The organism is Candidatus Flexifilum breve (assembly GCF_016713355.1).
This window is the reverse complement of record NZ_JADJPI010000035.1, coordinates 1,479,206-1,498,447: the sequence shown is the minus strand read 5'-3', so window position 1 is coordinate 1,498,447 and position 19,242 is coordinate 1,479,206. Positions and strand designations below refer to the sequence as shown.

The 19,242-nt window shown below is 62.4% G+C and carries 14 protein-coding genes; 11 read left to right on the top strand and 3 right to left on the bottom strand.

Annotated features, from left to right (window positions below):
* Positions 1–103: 103 nt before the first annotated feature.
* Positions 104–1,339, bottom strand: a complete 1,236-nt coding sequence (locus IPK17_RS29370; RefSeq protein WP_343421258.1) for an ABC transporter substrate-binding protein — start codon at positions 1,337–1,339, stop codon at positions 104–106.
* 248 nt (positions 1,340–1,587) lie between these two features.
* Here IPK17_RS29370 and IPK17_RS29365 point away from each other — a divergent pair, with 248 nt between their 5' ends.
* The 5 genes from IPK17_RS29365 to IPK17_RS29345 are packed head-to-tail and all read left to right on the top strand — an operon-like array spanning position 1,588 to position 6,903.
* Positions 1,588–2,610: a LacI family DNA-binding transcriptional regulator gene (locus IPK17_RS29365; RefSeq protein ID WP_343421257.1), complete on the top strand. Its 1,023-nt coding sequence runs from the start codon at positions 1,588–1,590 to the stop codon at positions 2,608–2,610.
* Positions 2,607–3,704 carry a Gfo/Idh/MocA family protein gene (locus tag IPK17_RS29360; protein ID WP_343421256.1) on the top strand — a complete coding sequence of 366 codons (1,098 nt, stop codon included), beginning with the start codon at positions 2,607–2,609 and terminating at the stop codon, positions 3,702–3,704. The genes IPK17_RS29365 and IPK17_RS29360 overlap by 4 nt, the downstream gene beginning before the upstream one ends.
* Positions 3,705–3,724: 20 nt before the next feature.
* Positions 3,725–4,699 (top strand): dihydrodipicolinate synthase family protein, encoded by a 975-nt coding sequence (locus tag IPK17_RS29355; RefSeq protein ID WP_343421255.1) that lies wholly within the window; start codon positions 3,725–3,727, stop codon positions 4,697–4,699.
* The gene (locus IPK17_RS29350) at positions 4,689–6,107 is read left to right on the top strand and encodes an oxidoreductase (protein WP_343421254.1); all 1,419 of its coding nucleotides are present in this window, start codon (positions 4,689–4,691) and stop codon (positions 6,105–6,107) included. Before IPK17_RS29355 ends, IPK17_RS29350 begins: the two co-directional genes overlap by 11 nt.
* Entirely contained in the window at positions 6,097–6,903 is an 807-nt protein-coding gene (locus IPK17_RS29345) for a DUF6807 domain-containing protein (protein WP_343421253.1), read from the top strand. The genes IPK17_RS29350 and IPK17_RS29345 overlap by 11 nt, the downstream gene beginning before the upstream one ends.
* 5 nt (positions 6,904–6,908) lie before the next feature.
* Here the strand turns inward: IPK17_RS29345 and IPK17_RS29340 are convergent, their stop codons facing one another.
* The gene (locus tag IPK17_RS29340) at positions 6,909–7,943 is read right to left on the bottom strand and encodes a L,D-transpeptidase (RefSeq protein WP_343421252.1); all 1,035 of its coding nucleotides are present in this window, start codon (positions 7,941–7,943) and stop codon (positions 6,909–6,911) included.
* 183 nt (positions 7,944–8,126) lie between these two features.
* Here IPK17_RS29340 and IPK17_RS29335 point away from each other — a divergent pair, with 183 nt between their 5' ends.
* From IPK17_RS29335 to IPK17_RS29310, 6 genes are all read left to right on the top strand, one after another.
* Entirely contained in the window at positions 8,127–8,798 is a 672-nt protein-coding gene (locus IPK17_RS29335; protein ID WP_343421251.1) for a hypothetical protein, read from the top strand.
* Entirely contained in the window at positions 8,722–11,613 is a 2,892-nt protein-coding gene (locus tag IPK17_RS29330; protein ID WP_343421250.1) for an FtsX-like permease family protein, read from the top strand. The genes IPK17_RS29335 and IPK17_RS29330 overlap by 77 nt, the downstream gene beginning before the upstream one ends.
* Entirely contained in the window at positions 11,614–14,889 is a 3,276-nt protein-coding gene (locus IPK17_RS29325; protein ID WP_343421249.1) for an FtsX-like permease family protein, read from the top strand.
* 4 nt (positions 14,890–14,893) lie between these two features.
* Positions 14,894–15,751 carry an ABC transporter ATP-binding protein gene (locus IPK17_RS29320; RefSeq protein ID WP_343421248.1) on the top strand — a complete coding sequence of 286 codons (858 nt, stop codon included), beginning with the start codon at positions 14,894–14,896 and terminating at the stop codon, positions 15,749–15,751.
* 2 nt (positions 15,752–15,753) lie between these two features.
* Positions 15,754–16,473 (top strand): ABC transporter ATP-binding protein, encoded by a 720-nt coding sequence (locus tag IPK17_RS29315; RefSeq protein WP_343421247.1) that lies wholly within the window; start codon positions 15,754–15,756, stop codon positions 16,471–16,473.
* 111 nt (positions 16,474–16,584) lie between these two features.
* Entirely contained in the window at positions 16,585–17,658 is a 1,074-nt protein-coding gene (locus tag IPK17_RS29310) for an aldose epimerase family protein (RefSeq protein ID WP_343421246.1), read from the top strand.
* A 55-nt stretch (positions 17,659–17,713) separates the two neighbouring features.
* On the opposite strand, the gene IPK17_RS29305 is transcribed toward IPK17_RS29310, so the two are convergent.
* Positions 17,714–19,213: a CotH kinase family protein gene (locus IPK17_RS29305; RefSeq protein WP_343421245.1), complete on the bottom strand. Its 1,500-nt coding sequence runs from the start codon at positions 19,211–19,213 to the stop codon at positions 17,714–17,716.
* Positions 19,214–19,242 lie beyond the last annotated feature (29 nt).

The following is a 19,242-nucleotide window of genomic DNA, read 5'->3' as shown; positions in this document are numbered from 1 at the left end:
TTTTGGGTAGATAATCAGCAATGGACAACCCGGTGCGGGTCGCCCCTCGCAGACTGTGGTTGTGCGTGAGTGAGCTGGTCACCACCCGCTCACAGAGGTAGCATCAGCCGCCGGTGACGGCCGCCAGACCCGTGTCGATGTCGGTCTGGATGCGTTCCATCGCTTCGTCGAGCGTCAGTTCGCCGACGATCACCTGCGTGAGGCGGTCGCGGGTCGCGCCATAGACCGGGCCAACGTTCGGCGAGGAGAACAGCGCCAGCGCGATCGGGGAAATGTTGCCCGCTTCCACGGCGAACACGTCGAGCGACTTCAGCGCCTGCGGCAGTTCCGTATCCCAGTTCAGACCCGCGGCCACGAGGGCGGTGTGCTGCGGGGCGAGGAGCGTGCGTTCCGCCCATTCGCGGTAGACGGGTTCCGAAGCGAAGTAGTCCATGAAGCGCGAGACTTCTTCCGGGTGCTGCGTCGCGGCGATGGCCGCGAAGACCGCGCCACCGGGCATGCCGGTGCAGGTCTGCGCGCCGCACGGCGCCGGAACGGCTTCCCAGTCGAAAGCGTCGCCGATGTTTTCTGCGAACGAGCCGATCTGCCAGTTGCCCGAGTAGTAGAAGACGAGGTTGCCGTTGATGAATTCGTCACGACCGTTGCGCGCGCCGTCACCACCCGCCCAAATGTCCGCGGGCATCGAGCCGCGTTCGTGGAAGCCGACGAACAGTTCAGCGAAGGCGCGGAAACCCGCGTCGTTCGCCAGATCCGGGTAGCCTTCTTCATTCAGATAGGTCGCGCCAATGCTGATGGCCGGGCCCATGAGACGGTGACCGGAACGATCCAGACCCATGGCGAAGTCGACACCCGTCGCATCGCGTACCGCGACCGCCGCGGCTTCCCATTCTTCCCACGTGACCGGTTCACCGCTGTCGCTGGGGACGGGGACGCCCGCCTGTTCGAACAGGGTGCGGTTGATGAACGCGCCGGTGACGGTCACATCCGAGTAGATCGCGCTCAAGGCCGTGTTGCCGGAGCCGGGGATGTTGGTGACGGCAATGGTCGGGCCAAAGTTGGCATCCCAGTAATCCGCATCGGGCAGGTACGGACGCATATCGAGATAATAGGGTGCGAGGCTGGTAACATCCGTACTCTTGATGATGTCCGGGCCGACGCCAGTTTCCAATTGGAGGGGCAGGGTCTGGGTGATGGTGTCGTAGGGCACAACATCCAGCACGACATCGATATCCGGATTTGCCGCTTCAAAGTCAGCGATGATATCGTTATAGACCGTGACTTGGGCGTCAACGAGATCGGCCATGATGCGGATTTCAACTGGTTCCTGGGCGAAAGCCACCGAGGACACGACGAAAAGGGAAAGGATGACGCAAAGAGAAACAATTTTCCGAAGCATTTTCAATTCTCCGTTGAAATGTGAACGCGAGTTTTAGCGTTAACGGTCACGTTTTATTCATATCATAACGCGAAATTTCTGTCAAACAATTCGTATGTAATGTGAAATATAGCACAATTTGCTCCCTTGAGAGCTACTTTACAAATTCAGATTTTCGCGTTAAGGTTAACGTAAATTGAGGCCAGCAGCTGATGAAAACTAGACTTAAACGGGCTACGCTCCATGATATTGCTGCCATCGCCGGCGTATCAGCCCAAACCGTCTCCCGGGTCGCTAACGATCAGGAAGGCGTATCCGACGAAACGCGCAAACGCATCAAACACATTATGGACGAGCTCAACTACCGTCCGAATATTGCCGCGCGTGTGCTCAACAACCAGCGCACCTTCCTGCTCGAAGTTGTGCTGGTCGATGTCGGCTACATGGGCGAAATCGGCGACACAATTGCCGAAATGGCGAAGACGATGAAAGAGGCGGGCTACAACATCCTCTTCACGATCATCACGGCGGCGGAGCTTGAACAAACGCTGAAGGAGTCGGCGGCGCGCATGATCGACGGGTTTATTCTGCTGGCGCCGCGCCTCAAATTCACCGATGATGAGATTGTGCAGTTGAGTCAGGGCATCCCGTTTGTGCGTATGAGCAATCAACTGGGCACGGCGCTCCCCTCGGTGACCTACGATTTCCGGCTCGGCACGCAAACGCTGATGGCATATCTGGTGGGCCTCGGCCACCGCCATATCGCCGAAATCAGCGGCCCGCTCGATCAGCTCAACGCATTGGCCCGCCATGAAGAGTGGGAAAAGTTTCTCATCAGCCAGCAGTTACCGCTCGGTCCGAGCATTCCCGCCAAGTATGGCATGCAGCCCGGTTACGAAGCGGCGCTGGAGCTCATCAAGCGCGGCGAACCGTTCACAGCGCTGTTCGCGGGCAACGACGATCTCGCGCTCGGCGCGCTGCGCGCTTTCTCGGAAAAAGGCATTCGCGTCCCGGAGGATGTCTCGGTCATCGGTTTTGATGATGCCCGCCATGCCGCCTTTATCCGACCGTCTCTGACCACCATCCGCCTCGACTTGGTCGCCTTAGGGCGTATTGCTGCCAAATACCTTATCGAACTGATCGAGGATGCAACACTTACCCCCCATCAGCGTGTGCTCACGCCCGAACTGATCGTGCGCGAAAGCACCGCCCCAGCAAGGAAACGCCTGGAATGACACTGACTTCTCCCGTACGCGTTGCACTGATCGGCACTGGTCATATCGCGGTTGAACATGCGGCGGCGCTGCACTCGTTGACGCCCCACATCGAAGTGTGCGCCGCGACCGACATCAACCCAGAGATTCTCGCCGACTTCTGTGCAGCTCAAGCTATTCCCAAAGCGTATCCTGACGCGGCGGAACTGCTGCGCGTGGAACAGCCGGACGTAGTGCTGATTTCGACGCCGCCGTTCACACATGCGGCGTTGGCGGCGCAGGCGATGGCAGCGGGCGCGGATGTGTTGTGCGAAAAACCGATGGTCGTGTCGCTGGCACAGTTGGACGCGATTCAAGCGGCAGAAGCGCGCACCGGGCGCACGACGACCAGCATATCGCAGTGGCGTTACGGGTCGGCGGCCAGCCATGTGAAACGCCTGATCGACTCCGGCGAGCTCGGCGACCCGCTGATCGCGCTGTGCAATACGCTCTGGTATCGCCCGCCGACCTACTACACGAGCGTGCCGTGGCGTTCGCGGTGGTCGACGGAAGGCGGCGGCGTCGCGCTGGGGTTGGGCATTCACGCCATGGATCTCACGCTGTGGCTGCTCGGCGAATGGGAAGAAGTGAGCGCGCTGGCGGCGACCAAGGATCGCGATGTAGAAGTCGAAACGATTGCTATGGCGCAGGTCACCTTCCGCAGCGGCGCGGTCGCCAGCTTCGTCAACAGCGCGGTATCGCCCCGGCAGAACTCGTACATTCGCCTCGACTTCCAGAACGCGACCATCGAAGTCGATCATCTGTACCAGTATCGCAACGAACACTGGCGCTTCAGCGTGCCCGATCAACCGGATTTGCAGGCGAAACTGGCGGAGTGGCAGCACATCGACGGGACGGCTCCGGGCAGTCTGGAAACGCAGTGGCGCATCTTCCTCGCCGATCTCCGCGCCGGGCGCCAGCCGCTCACGCACACCAGCCGCGTGCGTTCGACCTATGATTTTCTCGCCAGCATGTATAAATCGGCGCTCACCCGCCAGCCCGTGCGCCGCTTGAGCGTGCAGCCCGGCGATCCGTTCTACGAGGCGATGAACGGAGCGCTGGAACTATCGCGCTGAACCGACAAAGGAGTATTTTGATGCTAGAAGATGTCATTGTACCCCCGTATGATCCTCAAGAGCTCCGGCACCCGGGACGCAAAATCACCGGGATGTCGGCCATTCTGCTGCCCTTCACGGAAGGCGGGCGCATCGACTGGGAGAGCTTCGAACAGCATATCGAGCGCACCGCGCAGGCCGGGCTGACGCCCGCTGTCAACATGGACACGGGGTACGCCAACCTCATCAGCGAAGAGATTCGGCGTGAAGTGTTGCAGCGCACGCAGCAGACCTTGCAGGGGCGGGCGTTTGTCGCGGGCGCGTATGTGGGCGACCAGCCGGGCGCCGCCTTCAACCTCGACGCTTACCGCCAGCAGATCGACAGCATTCAAAGCTGCGGCGGCCTCCCGGTGATTTTTCAATCCTATGGCCTGACCGGGCAGTCGGATGAGGCGATCGTCGCCGCCTATGCGCAAATCGCGCAGTTCGCGCCGCAGTTCATCGGTTTTGAACTCGGGACGATGTTCGCGCCCTTCGGCAAAATCTACTCGCTCGCCGTGTATCAGGGCTTGATGGCGATCCCGCAGTGCATCGGCGCGAAACATTCGTCGCTCAGCCGCCGTTTGGAATGGGATCGGCTGGTCTTGCGCAACGCCACCCGCGACGATTTCAAGGTTTTCACCGGGAACGATCTGGCGATTGATATGGTGATGTACGGGAGCGACTACCTGCTCGGCATCAGCACCTTCGCGCCGGATCTGTTTGCGCAGCGCGATGCGCTGTGGGCGCAAAACAGCCCGGATTTCTTCGAATTGAACGACATCTTGCAGTATCTCGGTTTCCTCGCCTTCCGCGCCCCCGTGCCCGCCTACAAGCACAGCGCGGCGCAGTTCCTCAAGCTGCGCGGGTGGATCGCCAGCGACCGTACGCACCCGAACAGCGCGGCGCGCCCCGTCAGCGATGTGCCGATTCTCGCCGAAATTGCTCAACGTTTGGGAGTTCTACATGGCGTATAAACGGGTTGCCCAACTGCGTACCGCCGATGATTTCCGTGAATATAATGCCGCCCTTGGCATCGATCTCCCCTTCGATGAGGCCGTGGATGTGTCCGCACTCGCCCAACCGATCAGCGTGTATGGGTGGGAGATCGGCAATCGTTTTTGCATTCTGCCGATGGAAGGCTGGGACGCCGCGCCCGATGGTCATGTGACCGATCTGGTCAAGCGGCGCTGGCAGCATTTTGGACAATCTGGCGCGAAACTGATCTGGGGTGGCGAGGCGGTCGCTGTGCGCCATGACGGGCGCGCGAACCCGAATCAACTCGTTATTCGCGAGGAAACGCTCGACGATCTGCGTGAGCTGCGCGCGCTGCTGGTCAGCGAACATGCCGCGCGCTACACTCGCACCGACGATCTGCTGATTGGCTTGCAGTTGACGCATTCCGGGCGCTTTTCGCGTCCCAATGAGAAGAAAAAGCCTGAACCGCGCATCGCCTATCACCACCCGATACTGGATCGCCGCCTCGGCATCCAAGGGGATGACAACCTCTTCACGGATGAGGCGCTCTACGAACTGATACAGGACTTCATCAAAGCGGCGGTGCTGGCGCAGGCCGCGGGCTTTGATTTCGTCGACGTCAAGCACTGTCACGGCTATCTCGGGCATGAACTGCTGACCGCGGTCGACCGTCCCGGCGATTTTGGCGGCAGCTTCGAAAACCGCACGCGCTTTTTGCGCCTGATCACGGCGGGCATTCGCCAGCATGCGCCCGGCTTGCACATCGGCGTGCGCCTGAGCGCGTTCGATTTGCTGCCGTACAAGCCGGGGGAGGATCGCATCGGCGTGCCGGAAGCGGTGAACGGCGGCTACCCGTATGCGTTTGGCGGCGACGGGAGCGGCGCCGGCATCGACCTGACGGAAACCAAAGCCTTCCTCCGACTGCTGGAAGCGCTCGACATTCGCCTCGTGTGCCTGACGGCGGGCAGCCCGTACTACAACCCGCACATTCAGCGCCCGGCACTTTTCCCGCCCTCCGATGGCTACCAACCGCCCGAAGATCCGCTCGTCGGCGTGGCGCGGCAGATCAATGCGGCGGCGCAGCTCAAGCGCGACTTCCCCCATCTGGTGCTGGTTGGCACAGGCTACTCGTACTTGCAGGATTGGCTGCCGAACGTCGCGTCGTATGCCGTGCGCACGGGGATGGTCGACTCGGTGGGGTTGGGGCGGATGGTGCTCTCGTATCCCGAACTTCCCGCTGACGTGCTGGCGGGTGTGCCGCTCCAGCGCAAGCGCATCTGCCGCACATTTAGCGACTGCACGACTGCGCCGCGCAACGGGATGGTCTCCGGGTGTTACCCGCTCGACCCGTTCTACAAAGCGCGTGACGAGTACCACCAGTTGAGCGAGTTGAAGCATGACGCTTAACTTCAGCATGAACGCGGTCGAACACTGGCACGGGGGGCAGCGGTTGTTCCGCTATGTCTTTCTGCCGCAGGTCCCGTTGGATGAATCGCCGCGTCCGTACTTTCACCCGGTTTGTACGCTGAGCGGCACCGTCGTCACCGACTTTCAGCCTGCTGATCACCGCTGGCATCACGGGATTTCGTTCACGGTGCCCGACCTCAACAGCGTGAACTTCTGGGGTGGTAACACCGATGTGCCCGGTCAGGGGTATATCATGCTGGCGAATCAGGGGACGGTCGAGCATATCGGGTTCGAGCCCAGTGGCGCGGCGGACTCCTTCACCGAGGTGCTGCACTGGCGCGATCCCCAGGGCGCGCTGATGCTGCACGAGGCGCGCACGATTCGCAGCACGATCCTCGACGCTGATCGTTGGGTGCTGGAATTCGCCACCGTTCTGACCAATCGAATGAGCACCGCCGTGACGTTCAAGGCGTGGCCCGCGGGCTATGGTGGGCTGTTCTGGCGCGGCCTGCCCACGTTCACCCAGCGCCGCCTATCGACCGGGGAAACACCGATCATGGGCCGACGCGCCGCGCAGTTGGTCTACAGCAGCGCCGCGGCGACCGTCACGCTTGAAGATCAGCCGGAGAACCCGCGTTACCCAAATCAGTGGTTTTCCCGCGGTGATGACGAAGGTTACGTCGGCGCGTGCTTCGGGCTGTTCCACAATACACCGTACGATCTGCCCGCTGGCGAATACCTCAGTTTGCGCTATCGTCTGCTCTTCGCCGATCACACGGTCGGCACGCGGATCTAGTTGGGCTAACCTAGCTTTTCGTCGTACACATAGACGCGCGTGCCGAGGAGTACGAAATTGTCCCACAGCCACTTGGCGTCACTGACGGTCAGGTTGACGCAGCCGTGTGACCAGTAGTAGCCGAAGTTGTCGTGCCAGTACACGCCGTGCAGCGCCTCGCGCCAGTTGAAGTACATGTGATACGGTACCTGATCCAGCGCGTAGACATCGGCGCTGCCCGCCGCGCCTTCCATCGGCCCGGCTTCCCAGAAGAGATCCACCTCCCAGACGCCCGCATCGGTGCGCCAGCGCTCATCCTCCATATCGCCCGTTGATACCAGCGTCGCCATCACCGGGCGTTCGCCCTCGTAGGCGACGAGATTCTGCTCGTAAGTGCTCACCCCGATCCAGCGCCAAGGGAAGACGGTGGGCGGCGTTGGGTGCACGATGCTGAGATTGGTCTGTACGGTCCACTGTCCCGGCCCGACGAGATGCCAGTCGAGGTCGTCCACGGTTACGGTCGCGTAGATGTTCATCAGGTCGTAGCGGCTAAACGAGCCGGACTGCCGGCAGTTGGCCGCGCCGCCCGGCGTCAAAGAGGTGCAGTCATCGTAGATGGCCCAGGCGAACGGCATGTCCATGCGATTGATGAGCACGCCCGTCAGCGTGGAGGGCGTCGCAAAGTTCGCGTTGGCCAGCGATACCCAGCGATTGGGACGAATCTCCGCCCAGTCGCCGGAGATTTGCAGCACATTGACGTAGCTGCTGCGTCCCGCAGGGAAGACGCCGATCTCGTCGCCATCAGGACGGTTGTAAAGCAAGACGGCATCGGCATCGAAATAGATGAAATCCTGCCCGGCGATCACGCCGAGGTCAAAGGGGATAGGCGTCACATCGGGGTTGGGCTGCGCTGCCATGAGCGCGTCACATTCCGGCGTTTGCGGCGTGGCGCGGGTGATGCCCGCGCAGTTCGCGTGCCCCTGCGCGGCGGCTGGAACGGCAGGCTGGGGCGCAAGGCCCACCAGCAGACTGGCCAACACGACCAAGGTGCGGAAACTCACAACGCTTACCTCGTCTTAAGCGGTCATTGCGGCGATCATACCGTAGTTTGACGGGCACGACCCAAAAACCGGGGATTGTGCCTACCCAATTCGCTGAATCCGCCACAAAATTGAACTTTTGCGCGCGGTAGAAGTGGTCATATAAACTTTCTATTATTCTGGTGCGCATGGGTCAGGGGGACAATGTTGTTCATTCATAGGCTGCCAATCGGTTGGATGGGGCGTTTAGCACTGCTCCGCCTCATGGCCGGGTGGCGTTCCCTGCTGACCGTCATCGTGGGTGTGCTGCTGGCGGCGATCATCGGGGCGAATGCGCCGCTGTACACGGCGACGGTCGCGCAGATCGGCCTCGTGGATCGTCTGCACGATCAGCCGCAGGCACGCGTGAATCTCTTCACGCGGTTCACAGTGGCGGGCGCGGAAACGCCCGAGATCGCTGCGTTCTGGACGGAGTTTGGCACCGAAGTGCGCCAGCTTGCCGCCGATACCTTCGTTTCATGGCCCGGTTGGGTGGATCAACTGGTTGAATGGGGGGAAACGTCGACCATGATCCCGGTACGGGAGGGCGTCGACATCGACAACCTCAAGCTGCGCGTCGGTTATTTTGCGGACTGGACCGATCACGTCACGCTGGTCGAAGGCGCGCTGCCTGCCGAGGTGACGGATGTCGATCTCGAAGCGGCGATTTCGGTCGAACTGGCGGCGCAGGTTGGGCTGGCGGTTGGTGATGTGCTGACGCTGGATCAGCGCGGTTGGGAAACGAGTCCAGCTCGCCCGCGTGCGTATCAGCGCGATTGTCGCGCCGAGCGATTCAACTTCCCCTTACTGGATGTCTCCGTCACCACTGCGCATTGACGGTGGGGCGAGCCCGGCGGCGACTCTGCTCACGGACCGCGGGAGTTTTCTTCGCATTGGGCAAGACTTCATCCCGGATACGCGCACACAGTTGGGGTGGCGCATCCTGTTCGATCATACACGCTTGCCGTATGCCGCGCTTCCCGAGGCCGCGGCGCAGGTGACCGCTTTCGACGCTAACCTGCGGGCGTTGATGGAAGCGCGCGGCCTGACGCTCGTCAGCGCGACCGAACTGCCCGCTGTGCTCACGGGCTATAACATCGAAGTCGCGCACTTGGCTGCGCCGTTCGGCGTGCTGCTGCTGCAAATCGGCGCGCTGGTCTTGTTCTTCCTCGTCGTGATTGTGGCGCTCGTGCGCCGCGGGGAACGGCGCGAAGTCGCGCTACTGCAAAGCCGCGGCGCGTTCGACCGTCAGATTGTGCTGCTGCGCGGCGTTGAAGCGCTGGTAATCTGCGCGTTAGCCACGCTGATCGCGCCGATCCTCGCGCGCCAACTGTTGATCACGTTCGCGCCGCTGTTCTCGAATGTCGACAGCCTGCCGCTGGAACTCAACCTGACAGCGTTTCTGTATGCGGCAGGGGCGTCGGTGCTGGCCCTCGTGGTGCTGGTCGCGACGCTGCGCCCGGTGCTGCGTATGCCGTTAATCCTCGCGGGCGGCACGGCCATGCGCGGCGACAAGGCGTCGTGGTGGCAGCGCTACTATCTCGACGTGGTGCTGCTGGTGGTTGGCAGTGCGGCGCTGCTGCGCTTGCTCAGCACGGACAGCCCGTTCGCGCAGACCATCATCGGCGACGTGCAGGCCGACCCTCTGCTGCTGATCGCGCCTGCGCTGCTGTTCATCGCCTTGGGCAGCATTTCGCTGCGGTTGTTCCCGGCGCTGGCAGAGGTGGCGGCGCGCTTTTTCTCCGCGCGGCGCGGCTTGACCGGGGTGTTGGCGACGTGGCAGGTCAGCCGTGAACCCGCGCACTACGGGCGGATTACGTTTTTGCTGGCGCTGGCCGTCGGGATCGGCTGGTTTGCGACGAGTTTTCAGGCGACGCTGCGCCGCAGTCAGCTTGACCAGTCGGCCTACCGGATCGGCACGGATGTGCGCCTGACCGAACGCGATCTGATCCGCGGGGCGAACCGTGCGCAGCCCGAGCCGACCTATCTGCTACTGCCAGAAGTGGCCGCCGCCTCGAACGTGTACCGCGTCGCCGATGTCAACTTCTCGCTCAACAATCGGGCGATCACCGATGGGACGCTGCTGGGCATCGATCCGGAAACTTTCCGGCAAACGGCTTTCTGGCGCACGGATCTCGGCGAACTGGTGCTGCCACCCGCGGTGGACGTGCCCGTGACGGGGAGCGAACTTCCCGTTGAACCGCGCACTATCGGCCTATGGGTCAAGCTGGATCACATCGACGAAACGTTCGAGGACGGTGTTTCCACGAATACCTACACCCCCAACCTGACCGCGGCCACCAATTACACGGACTACTTCGTCCGCCTCAGCGATGCGCAGGGCGGCTTTGTCAATGTGCCGCTGCGACCGCGCTTCGCCGAAGGGCTGGAAGACGTGACCGATATGTCGTTGTTCGTTCCGCGCGCGAGCGTGGGCACGACGGCGCTCGAATTCGACGCCGAGGTCGCCCGGGTCAACGAACTGATGGCGCGCTCCACGGGCTGGCTCTACCTCGAAGGCGCAGTGCCGACGCCCGGCGCGGCGCGCCTTGACATGCTGTATGTGCGCACCTACGAGCAGTTCGCGCGCTTCGCGAACAATGCGCTCGTCAACGGCAGCCCGACATGGCGGCTCACACTGGCTGATCTCACGCTGAAAGATGAGGCCGGGACGGCGACTCCGTTCACCGGGCTGCGGGATGAAGGTTGGCAAGTGATCACCGATTGGGATCAAGGGGCGCATGCGACGACCAGCACCTCATTTGAACGCGACACTGGACGCGAGATCGCGTGGTTTCAGACGACGGATCGCACGAGCTTTGGCCTCATCCTCAACGCGCCGCCAATCGAAACCATCCCCGCCGTGTTCAGCCGCCAGTATGCCGAGGAGAATAGTTTGCTCGTCGGCGCGGTGGTCGATCTGTACGTCGAGCGGCAGGCGGTGCGCTTTGAGGTTGTTGGTTTCGCTGACTATTTTCCGTCGCTGTATGCGGATGAGGCGCCCTTCGCCGTCGTCAACCGGGACGCGCTGCTCTATACGTTGAATCGGCGTCCCGGCGCGGCCAGCTACGCTCAGGAAGCATGGCTGCGGCTGCAGCCGGGCGGGTCGTCCGCCGCGTTTGCCGCCGCGCTGCCTGGGGTGATCCCGGCGGATCAACGCCTTGTGCAAAACGCGCTAACGCTGGATGGCGCGCTCGATCAACTCCAAACGGATTCGCTGGCGCTTGGGTTGATCGGCCTGCTGTTCATCGCCTTCGCCGTCGCGCTGCTGCTGAGTGTAGTCAGTTTGCTGACCTATATCGCGCTGACCGCGCAGGGGCGGCGCGGTGAATTCGCCGTGCTGCGGGCGCTCGGTTTGCCGTCCATGCGGCTGGTCGCGAGTATCGCGCTGGAACAGGCATTCGTCTTCCTCACCGCGATTGGCTTGGGCGCGGTGCTCGGTTTGCTGCTGAGCAATCAGGTGCTGCCGACGATGGCGACGAGCACGACGGGCGCGGCGATCACGCCCCCGTTCCTCGTGCAGGTCGAGGTGAGCGCGTTGATCCAGTATGGGCTGATTCTGCTGCTGGTGCTGGCGCTGGTGCTGCTGGCCAGTGTGCTCCTCATCCGGCGGTTGTCACTCGCGCAGACCCTGCGCTATGGAGACGAATAAATGTCGTGGTCGATGATTTTACGCCGGATGCGCCGCGATGGGCGGGTGTTCGCTATTCTTCTCCTCGCCATGACGCTGGTCACCGCCTTCTTCGCGCTCAGTCCATTCTATATTCGCAGTGTGGCAGAAGCGGCGCTGCGTTACACCGTCGAACACGCGTACCCGGGCACGTTCAACCTGACGCTGCGCAACGCCGAACGCACCGATCTCGCTTATCAGCCCATTTTGAACGAGGAATTGGGCGGCTTAGCGCGCAGTGTAGAGCAGGTGACGTATTCCGGCGGCGTGTTTTGCGATCCGCCGGGGCGCGTGTGTACTGGCAACGAGTTCCGCGCGTACCTGCCAATTGGCTTCTCGAAATTGGAGACACGCTTCTCGCTGACGACTGGCCGCTGGCCGCAAGCGACCGAGGATGCTACCGTGGTCGAAGCGGTGATCACGCCCACGGTGTCGAACCGCGCGCGTTACGCCGTGGGCGATAGCTTTGTCCTCAACGGGACGCAAACGCCGACGATCACTGTCCAGATTGTCGGGTTGGTCGATCCGGTCGATGCGGAAAACCCGTTCTGGGACGCGTTGACGTTCGTCACCGTCGGGCAGATCACCGATGTGACGCCCGATTTGCAGCGCTTCGACTTCGGCGTGATCATCCCGGAAGGGGAATATGACCGCACCATCGCACCCGTTGTGCGCTCGGGCAGCGTCTACGACTGGGTGATTGAGATCGAACCGCAGGCGCTGCGCGCCGGATCGCTGGAAGCGTTGGCCGCCAGCCTGAATCGTACCGAAGCCCGCTTTCGCCAGCTTTACCCGGAAGTCACGCTGAGTGGCGGGTTGTTCGGCCTGATCGCCGACTTTCAGTTGAAGATCGCCGCCGCCGAACGTCCCGTGATATTGCTCTCGGGGGCGGTGCTGCTGCTCATGGTCTACCAGTTGATGACCACGACGGCGCTCATCCTCGAAGGGCAGCAGGTGGAATGGGCGGCGATCACCAGCCGCGGCGGCAGCATTCGCCAGTTGGTGCAGCTGCAGTTGGGGACGCTCGCCCTCCTCGGATTGGTGGCGGTGATCGCTGCGCTGCCATTGGCACGGGCGATTCTCGCACTCTTGGAGCGTGTCGGGCCGCTGGCGGCGATTCTCGAAGGCGCGCCCAGCCGTGTGGAAGGCATTCCGCCGACGAGTATCTGGCTCAGCCTGATCGCCGCGCTGCTCATGCTGGTTGCCCTGACGCTCCCGGCCATCCCCGCCGCGCGCAAGGGGATTCTCGCGCTGAAAGGCTCGATCAGCCGCCCGCCGACCCGACCGACATGGGCGCGCTACTTCCTCGACTGGCTGCTGCTGATCATTGGCTTCGCGTTCCTCGTCCGCCTGTATTTTCTAGTGGGCGGCGACGCCAGCCGCGGTTTGAGCGGCCTCGTGCAAGACCCCGGCGCATTCATCCGCCTCATTGCCGCCAGCGGCGACACGGCGCTGCTCGGCGATCCGTTCAACCTGGCGGGGACGGCTCTGATTCTCACGGGGGCGGCGCTGCTGTGGCTGCGCATCTTTCCCATCCTCATGCATGTGCTCAGCGCGCTGGCGCGGCGGCTCACAGGCCTGTTGTTTCCGCTGGCCTTCTGGTCGATTGAGCGCGACCCGAATCATTACGCGCAGATGGTTCTGCTGTTGATCGGGACGTTGGCTCTCGGTACGGCGTCGCTGGCGCTCAGCGCCACGCATGATGTCGGCGCATGGGAAAGCGCGCGGCGTGATACCGGCGGCTACGCGCAGATCCAGGCGATGGACATGGATACGCTGGCGCTCCCGGAGGTCACGTCCGGTGTCGCACTGATGAAGTACACAACTGTCGAGATGGAAGGGGAGCCGCGCACCACCGTGCTCGGCGTCGACCCGGCGGCACTCGCCATTTATGAACCAGCCACCGCGCCGATCACTGCGCCGCTCGGCGAGCAGGCCGCCTTCCCGCTGTCCGGGTTGGCGCTGTCCGCCGAGGCGCGCACACTCAGCATGCAGGTTTATGCCGCGCCGTTGGCCGGGATCAACACGCGGTTGGCGCTCGTCGTGGAAAACCGCATCGGGGTGCAGCTGTCGATTCCGCTCACCACCGCCGATGAGGCGCGCACCGGGGAGTTTGTCAATTACACGGCGGAACTGCCCGCTGATCAGACCTATGCGCCGTGGCGGTTGGTTGGGCTGCGCTTCCAGTCGCAGATCGCCAACGAGACGAATTTCCAGCACACCGTGTATATCGACACGGTGACGGTGACCGATGCGGCGGGCACGGCGACGGTGCTGGAAGATTTTGAGCGTCTCGCAGTGCCGGAGTGGACGGCGACGAATCAGGGACGGCAGGGTTTCTTCGTCACGGCGACGAGCGCGCAGGCCGCAGGCGGGGACTACAGTCTGCGCGTCGATTACGTGTTGGCCCAGCGCGGCGCGCAGGTCTTTGAGCCACTGCTGGAAGTGCAGCGCGCGCCCGGGGGTGACCCCGCGCTGCCGATCATAGTGTCACAGGCGTATGCGGATCACGTGGGACGGCGCAGCGAACGCCGCCGCGCGCTCGACGTTGGCGATACCGGTACGGCGACGCTGCGACTGGCGCAAGGCGAACTGGAGTTTCGTTATCAGGTGGTGGGGGTGGTCGCTTCGTTTCCGACGCTTCAACCGGATCAGCGCTATTTCATCGCACGGAGCGATCACTTGCAGCTCCTCCTCAACCGGATCGCCACACCGGATAGTTTCTATGCGCTCAATGAAGCGTGGGTGACATTCCCGACGCGCGCGCCGAGCGCCGCCTTCCTCGAAGCCGTGCAGGGACACCCCGTGCTGTACGCCAATGATCGCTATAATGCGCTGCGCCGCGAGCCGCTGCCCAACGCCATCACCGGGATGCTGTTCACGGGGTTCTGGGTCTCATTGGGCTTGGGTTTGCTGGATTTTGGCTTCTACTTGGCGATGACCGCCCGCCGCCGCGCAACGTCCTTTGCGGTGCTGCGCGCGCTCGGCTGGAACTCGAATAAGCTCTGGCGCTTGCTCACGGTCGAACAGGCGGCGCTGATCACCCCGGCGTTGGTCATTGGCGTGCTGCTCGGCGGTTTGCTGGCCTATCTGCTGCTGCCGTTTCTCGCCCTGCTCGGCGGCGAAACGCTGCAGTTCCCGCTGTTGGAGATCACCTATCTGCTGATCGCGCTGGTGGTCGCCTTTGCTCTGCTGCTTGGCATGACGGCTGCTTACTTGCAGCGTATGAGCATCAATCAAGTTCTGCGTGAGGAGTAAGCGCATGTTCATCGAATGTGACAATCTGGTCAAAATCTATAAGGTGGCAGATCTTGAAGTTGTCGCCCTGCAAGGTGTCGATCTGCTGGTGGAAGCCGGGGAAATGATGGCGCTCGTCGGCCCGTCCGGCTCGGGCAAGTCAACGCTGATGAACATCCTCGGCGGGCTGGATACGCCGTCGGCGGGGCGCGTGCGCGTCGGCGAGCACAACCTGCTCGACATGTCCCGGCGCGATCAAGTGCTCTACCGACGGCAAAACGTCGGCTTTGTGTGGCAGCAGACTGCGCGCAATCTCCTACCGTATCTCACCGCGCAGGAAAACGTCGAACTGCCGATGGCGTTGAACAACGTGAAGGGGCGGGAACGCCGCGCCCGGGCGCGCCAACTGCTCGATCAGGTCGGCCTGGACCACCGCTATGATCACCGACCGGATCGCTTGAGCGGCGGGGAACAGCAGCGCGTCGCGATTGCCGTTGCGATGGCGAATCGCCCCGGTCTGCTGCTCGCCGACGAGCCGACGGGCGAGGTCGATACCGCTTCGTCGAATGCGATTTTCGACACCCTGCGCGCGCTCAATCGCGAATACGGCGTCACGATCATCGTGGTCACGCACGATTACAATGTGGCGACCCGCGTGGATCGGGTCATTGGTATGCGCGACGGGCGCGCCAGTACCGAGATTCTGCGTAAACGCGACGCCAGCGGGGTGATGCTCTCCGAAGACGAGTTCGCCATCCTCGACAAAGCCGGACGCGTGCAGCTCCCGCAGGCCTACATCGACTCACTGGAGATGAAAGACCGCGTGCGCCTGCATCTCAATCAGGATCATGTCGCCGTGTACAACGTCGAGAAGGGGAAGTAGCTGTGCGCGCACCGATCATCCAAGTTCGCGATTTGACGCGCGTTTATCACACAGGCAGCGCCGAAGTGCGGGCCGTCAACGGCATCACGCTCGATATCTTCTCCGGCGCCATGACCGCGATTGTCGGGCGTTCCGGTTCCGGCAAAACGACCTTCCTCAACCTGATTTCCGGGCTGGATCAGCCGACGAGCGGTGAAGTTCTGTTTGATGGCGAGGCACTGCATCCGATGAACGAAGCGCAGCGTTTGCGCCTGCGCCAGCAGAAGATCGGGTTCGTCTTTCAATCGTTTGGACTGCTGCCGCTGCTCACCGCCGCCGAGAATATCGGCGTGCCGCTGCGTATGCGCCAGATGGCGGCTAAAGAGCGCGATGGACGCGTGACCGAGGCGCTGTCGTGGGTGGGGCTGCTCGACCGGGCGCAGCATCGTCCGTATGAACTCAGCGGGGGCGAACAGCAGCGCGTCGCCATTGCCCGCGCGCTGACGGTGCGCCCGCAGGTCATCCTCGCGGACGAGCCGACGGGGCAGCTCGACAGCGCGACGGGACGGCGGATTCTCGATTTGCTGCGGCGCCTGGTGGTCGAAGCGGAGATCACCGTGGTGGTCGTCACACATGATCCGCAGACGATGGAGGAGGCTGATGTCGTGCACGAACTCCACGACGGCCAGTTGATCGCCACACGCCACAAGGCGAGTCGGTTCTCCACGGCGGCGCTGAATTAGGTCAACGGCCGTGACCCGCGCCCCCACAGGCACGGCGTTCCTCTGCGAATCCGGGCGCGAGTGCTATACTGTCGCCTTGATTTGCCGACCGCTACAGGAGCACTTGGATTTATGTCTGGAACGATTAATGTTCGCCCATTTGGGACGACCGCGGCGGGTGTCGCCGTCGAAGAATATATTCTGACGAATGCCAATGGCGTCGAAGTGCGCATCATCACGTATGGTGGCACGCTCACATCGGTACGGGTGCCGGATCGCGAAGGCCAGTTCGCGAATATCGCGCTAGGGTTTGCCAATGTCGCCGACTATGAAACGCGCAGTCCGTATTTCGGCTGCATCACGGGGCGCTATGCCAACCGCCTCGCTCAGGCACGCTTCACGCTGGATGGTCAAGTCTATCAACTGGCGGTGAATGACGGCGTGAATGCGCTGCACGGCGGCGTCAAGGGCTTTGACAATCAGGTCTGGCAGGCGGAAACGCGGCAGGGAGACGGGGAAGTTGGCTTGGCGCTGCGCTACGTCAGCCCGGACGGAGACGAAGGCTACCCCGGCACGCTCGACACGACCGTCGTCTACACCCTGACCGATGGCAACGATCTGCGCATGGAGTACTCGGCGACGACCGATGCACCGACCGTCGTCAACCTGACCAATCACGCCTACTTCAACCTGTGCGGCGAAGGTACACGCGATATCTACGAACACAGTCTGTGGCTCAATGCTGACCGCTACACGCCTGTCGATGCAACGTTGATCCCGACGGGGGAACTCGCGCCCGTCGCGGGCACGCCGTTCGACTTCCGCCTGCCCAAGCCAATTGCGCCGGGGCAGCGTTCAGGTCATGAACAGATTGTCGCGGGGCACGGCTATGATCACAATTGGGTGCTCAACCGCGCTGATTTGACCGACACGACGATGATGATTGCCGCCCGGATCAGCGATCCGGCGTCCGGGCGCGTGCTCGAAGTGTGGACGACCGAACCGGGCATTCAATTCTACGCGGGGAACTTCCTCGATGGTACGCTCGTCGGGTCGGGTGGGCGGTTGTATCGCCAGAGCGATGCCTTCGCGCTGGAGACACAGCATTTCCCTGATTCGCCCAATCAGCCGCACTTCCCATCGACGGTGCTGCGCCCCGGTGAACAGTACCACACGACGACGATCTATCGCTTCACGGTGGCGTAGGACGCCCAAACGGAGCTGTCGGGACGCGTTTCTGCGCGTCCCGACAATGTATCAATCAGCTACCCGCTTGACTGTTCACGTATTCCATTGCGGCGGCGGAGCGTGAAGTCGCGTGCTCGATGAGTGTGTTGAGCGAACTCTCGAACGCCTCCGCCGAGTCCAACTGCGAATCTTGCGGTTGGTCGCCGCTGCCGAGCACATAGGGCGCGATCAGGTCATGCAGCGCCTGATAGCGTTCGGCCATCTGGGTCGGCTCAAATGCGCCGTTCGCCACTTCTTCGACGTAATCCACATACAGCGCCTGGTAGACCGGGTCGTCCATGAGGAAGCGGATGAGCGGCCATTGATCGGTGTAGCTGTCCAAATCCAGCGCGCCGTTGTTCCCGCCCCCGCGGTTGCCGAACCCGCCACCGCCAAAACCGCCGCCACCCGCGAGCGCTTCGTTGTTGTCCCACGGAATCCACGTGAGCTGCCCGGTCGTTGGGTCGTTATACAGGAAGAAGTTGTGCGACATCGTGCCGTAGGTATCCCAATTCTGGATCACGGTGTTCACAGCTAACCAGCGCATAAAACCGTCCGCATCGAAGACGGTTTCAAGTTCAGCGCGCCACGCGGCGGGGTCGCTGAGGCGTGACTCCGCGTGGAGTGCGGTATACAGCGCCAACACGTCACTGTAATCGGCGGCGTCTTCGTTGGTCTCTTTGTCGAGGTCGGCCTCGTCGAAGGTGCCGAGCGCGAAGGTCGCGGCGGCGCCTTCCGGCTTATACAGGTTGCCGCTGTCGTCGGCGAACTGCGTCTCGATCACGGTATCATCGACCATTTCGACAGCCGTATACAGTCCCAGATACTGCGAGCCCGTGCCGTAATCCAGATAGACGGCATAGAACGCGGTGCGCGCGGACGGGACGCCCGCCTCGCGGAAGATGTCCGCGGCGACCCGCTCATGCAGATACGAGGTGTCGCGGAAATTGCTCGAAAAACTCAGGCCGTCGAAGCCGAAGAAGCGCTGATTGTCGATCTCCGGGTAAGTGTCTTCGAACTTGTCAAAGTCGAGGCGGAAGGGCAACTTCAAGCTGCCTGCACCCCACGTGCCGCTGAGGCTGGAATTACCTTTGAAGCGCATACCAACATTCGTCCACGGTTGCCCGTTGAACGTGAGATCGACGTCCACCCAGATCGGGTTCTCGTCGGGGAACATGTCGTCGAAGTTGATGCCGCCGGGTTGACCACCGCCTGCGGGTGGCTGCCCGCCCGGACCATTGCCCGGTGGGCGCATGCCGCCCGGCCCGCCGCCTGCACCGCGCACGCCAAACTCGCCATACAGGGTGGTCATGTCGGCTTGCATGGCCGCCCAGTTCTCCGGGGAGATTGTGATCGAGATGGTGTTGACCGCTTCCTCCGGAAAGACGACCGCATAGTCGGGATCGGTGTCATTGCTGTGCGAATAGTCATCCCAACCAGCAGGACGATCCGCCTGCGCGCCGACGATGGTCACGCCGAGGACGGAGGTCAGGGCGATCAGGGAGAGCAATAGGGCGAACGAACGTTTCCTCATCGGATTGGGACTCCTCTTCTCAAACGGCT

Excerpts from the sequence above, each read along its gene's own strand:
- IPK17_RS29365 (WP_343421257.1), top strand. The coding sequence starts at position 1,588 with ATGAAAACTAGACTTAAACGGGCTACGCTCCATGATATTGCTGCCATC.
- IPK17_RS29360 (WP_343421256.1), top strand. The coding sequence starts at position 2,607 with ATGACACTGACTTCTCCCGTACGCGTTGCACTGATCGGCACTGGTCAT.
- IPK17_RS29355 (WP_343421255.1), top strand. The coding sequence starts at position 3,725 with ATGCTAGAAGATGTCATTGTACCCCCGTATGATCCTCAAGAGCTCCGG.
- IPK17_RS29350 (WP_343421254.1), top strand. The coding sequence starts at position 4,689 with ATGGCGTATAAACGGGTTGCCCAACTGCGTACCGCCGATGATTTCCGT.
- IPK17_RS29345 (WP_343421253.1), top strand. The coding sequence starts at position 6,097 with ATGACGCTTAACTTCAGCATGAACGCGGTCGAACACTGGCACGGGGGG.
- IPK17_RS29335 (WP_343421251.1), top strand. The coding sequence starts at position 8,127 with ATGTTGTTCATTCATAGGCTGCCAATCGGTTGGATGGGGCGTTTAGCA.
- IPK17_RS29325 (WP_343421249.1), top strand. The coding sequence starts at position 11,614 with ATGTCGTGGTCGATGATTTTACGCCGGATGCGCCGCGATGGGCGGGTG.
- IPK17_RS29320 (WP_343421248.1), top strand. The coding sequence starts at position 14,894 with ATGTTCATCGAATGTGACAATCTGGTCAAAATCTATAAGGTGGCAGAT.
- IPK17_RS29310 (WP_343421246.1), top strand. The coding sequence starts at position 16,585 with ATGTCTGGAACGATTAATGTTCGCCCATTTGGGACGACCGCGGCGGGT.
- IPK17_RS29305 (WP_343421245.1), bottom strand. The coding sequence starts at position 19,213 with ATGAGGAAACGTTCGTTCGCCCTATTGCTCTCCCTGATCGCCCTGACC.